Below are 2,969 nucleotides of genomic sequence, written 5' to 3'. Positions count from 1 at the left end.
CCGCTGCCGCTGCCGCTGCCGCTGATCCGGACCGTGTCGGGGCCGTCCAGGGCTGCGGTCGCGGTGTGGGTGAGCGGGAAGAGGATCTCGACGCGATGGCCCCCGCGCCCGGTCTCCCGTCCGTCCGCCCGCCCGGTGCGCGTCACCCGGTCGGTGAGCGTCACCCGCTCCGGCCGGACGGTGAAGGTGCGCTCGTGCGCCGGGCGTCCGGGCAGGTGCCGGTAGCCGTCGTGGGACGCGGTGAGGACCGCCGTGTCGCCGTCCAGCGCCAGCCGGACGATCGTCGGGCGGGCGCGGCGGCCGGCGCGGAAGGCGCCCCAGACCTCGGTCGAGTCGGCTCCGTCGACGACCAGGCTCGCGTGCGCCGCGCTCGAGCGTTCGTGGTCGCGGACGGCTCCCGGGTCGTAGGTCGAGGTCGCGGTGTCGACGATCAGGGGGACGCCGTCGTACCAGAGCAGGAACGCGAGGGTGTCGGCGTGGGCGTGCGCGGGCAGCGTGTCCGGGCAGGCCGGCCCGACATCGGCGACGAGGTGGAAGCCGCCCGCCCACAGCACGGCGAGACCGCTGTCGGCGAGCAGCCGTGACCCGGTCCAGGCACCGGCGGACGAGATGCCGTCAGGCGGGAGGACGCCAGGAGGTGGGAGGGCGTCGGGCCAGGCGTCACCGCTGTCGCGGGCCGTCCGCTGCCGGCCAGGTCCCGGTCCCGCCGTTCCCGGTCCCGCCGTTCCCGGCCCCGCTGGTTCTCCTGCTTTGCTTGGTCCTGTCAGTCCTGCTGGTCCTGGTCCCGCGGTTCTCGGTCCGGTGGTCTCCGGGTTCGCGCAGCCTGGTCCGGCGGGTCCGCCGCTGACGGGCTCGTGGCCGCCGGGCAGGTCGCCGGACAGCAGGTGCTCCACCGCGTCGGCGGGGACCGGGTAGCCGTCGTTCAGCAGCGGCACCGTCCCGTCCGGGCCGATTATCTTACGTAGCCAGTCGCGCATCCGGGTGATCGCGGCCGGCAGGTCGTCCGGCACCGCCGCGCCGCTCGCCGCGAGCAGGCCGACCACGTCGTCGAGGTCGGCGAGCACCTGGCAGTGGTAGGCGGGCGCCCGCTCGTAGTGACCACCGTCGGCCAGCACCTGCCGGCGGGCCTCGCCGCGCAGCCTCTCGACCCACCGCCGGCGGCCCGCGGTGTCGCCGGCGGCCACCGCCAGCCCGATCAGGGCCTTGAGGTTCTTGACCAGATGGTTGCCGCCGACGTCGGTCTCCAGGTGCGGCCGCAGGAAGGCCGCGTGCCGGCCGAGGTCGGCGCGCACGGCCGCCTCGGCCGCGCCGCCCCGCGCGAGCGGCTCGAACAGCCCGCACAGCGTCCACGCGCGCAGGGACGCGACATAGGGCGCCCACGCGGTGCCGGCGCCCGGCGGCACTGGCCCGCGGCCACGACCGCGGCCGCGGCGCGTAACGGCCTGGCCGCCGTCGAGCGCCGCGGCGCCCCGGCTGCTGTCGATCATCGTGGCGGCCCGCCAGGACGTGTACAGCCGGGCGAAGGCAGCCCGGGCCTCGTCGCGGTCACCGTGCGCTGTCAGCGTCCAGGCCCAGTCCCAGTAGTGCAGGTGGTAGCGCCACAGCAGCGGCGCGCCGGCCTGCGCCCAGTCGAGTTCGGCCGGGCCGCCGCCCGGGGCGCGCAGCCGGCGGGGGTGGCCGAGCAGGGTCAGCGTCCCGTCGAGCAGTTCGGCCACGTCCGGCCAGGACGCGGCGCAGCGGCCGTCGAACGGTACGAAGGCGGACGGCCAGCAGCCGATCTCCGGGGCGGCCAGCCGCAGCAGCCGGTCGGTCGTCCCGGGGAAACGCCGGGTGAAGGCCCGCTGGCCGCGCAGGCGCACCCGGGCGGTGACCTGTTGTGGCCGCAGGTGCCGCACGGTCCGCGCGTACCGTGCGGCCGGCGCCGGCCAGCCGGCGGCGCGGGCCACAGCCGCGATCCCGTGGCCCGCCGGCGGGCATGGGCCGGTCACGTCAAGCGGCTCCGCCATGTCAGCGGCGCCCCTCGGCCAGCAGCGCCGCCTCGTCCCGGATGCCCCGCGCGAACGGCCGTGGCGCGAAGCCGAGGTCGGCGGCCGCGTCGGTGATCGGGAACGCCTTGTCCTCGGCGAGCCGGGCGATCTGCTCGGCGCGCAGCCGCGGGCGGGCCGCCAGCCGTTCGTACCCGCGGGCCGCGGCGAGCGTGGCGCGCAGCGGGAACGGGACGGTGACGGCCCGGCGCCCGACCGCGTCGGCGGCCTCCGCCACGATCGTCCGGAAGGTCAGTGCCTCCGGCCCGGCGAGGTTGTAGGCGCGGCCGGCGCAGGCGTCCGACCGGACCGCCGCCAGCACGGCGGCGGCGAGATCGTCGACGTGGACGGGCTGCTGCAGGCGCCTGCCGCCACCGGGCAGGGGCAGCAGCGGGCAGCGGCGCAGCGCGGCCAGCAGCCGCGCCATGTTCCGGTCGTCCGGGCCTCCGTAGATCATGGTGGGGCGCAGGATCGTCCAGTCGAGGCCACTGCTGGTGATCGTTTTCTCGGCGTCCGTCCGGATCCGCTTTGTCGCGGCCGGGAGCGTTGTGAAGATCGCGGCCGTGGAGATGAAGAGCGCCCGATGCGGCCCGGACGCCTCGGCCGCCGAGACGATCACGTCCGCGTGCCCGAAGCCGAGGGAGGCGATGTTGACCAGGACGTCGCCCTTGGCGGCCTGGAACGCGGCGTCCACCGAGGCGGGGTCGTCGAGATCGCCCGCGACGGCCTGCGCGCCCGCGCGTTCCAGGGCCTGGGCGGCCGCCGCGCCGCGGGCGAGCCCGATGACGTGGTGGCCGTCCCGGAGCGCGCCCGCGACCACCCGGCGTCCGAGGAATCCCGTTCCGCCGGTCACCAGCAGCCTCATGCGCGTCCTCGCCGCCCGGTGACGTCGGTCGTGACGTCGGCCGTGCTGTCGGCCGTGCTGTCGGCCGTGCTGTCGGCCGT

The 2,969-nt window shown here is 76.8% G+C and carries 2 protein-coding genes; both read right to left on the bottom strand.

Going from position 1 to position 2,969, the window contains the following annotated elements; genetic code table 11:
• On the bottom strand, positions 1–2,006 hold a 2,006-nt coding region (locus AC5LSR_RS02985; RefSeq protein ID WP_493468119.1), incomplete at its 3' end, for a heparinase II/III domain-containing protein.
• A gap of 1 nt (position 2,007) precedes the next feature.
• A complete protein-coding gene (locus AC5LSR_RS02980) occupies positions 2,008–2,889 on the bottom strand; it encodes an SDR family oxidoreductase (protein ID WP_250290666.1) in 882 nt (293 codons plus the stop codon).
• Between the last annotated feature and the right edge of the window lie 80 nt (positions 2,890–2,969).

This window comes from Protofrankia sp. CiP1_Cm_nod4, from assembly GCF_982290645.1.
Note: the sequence above shows the minus strand (reverse complement) of the source record. Positions and strands in the feature narration are given on the sequence as shown.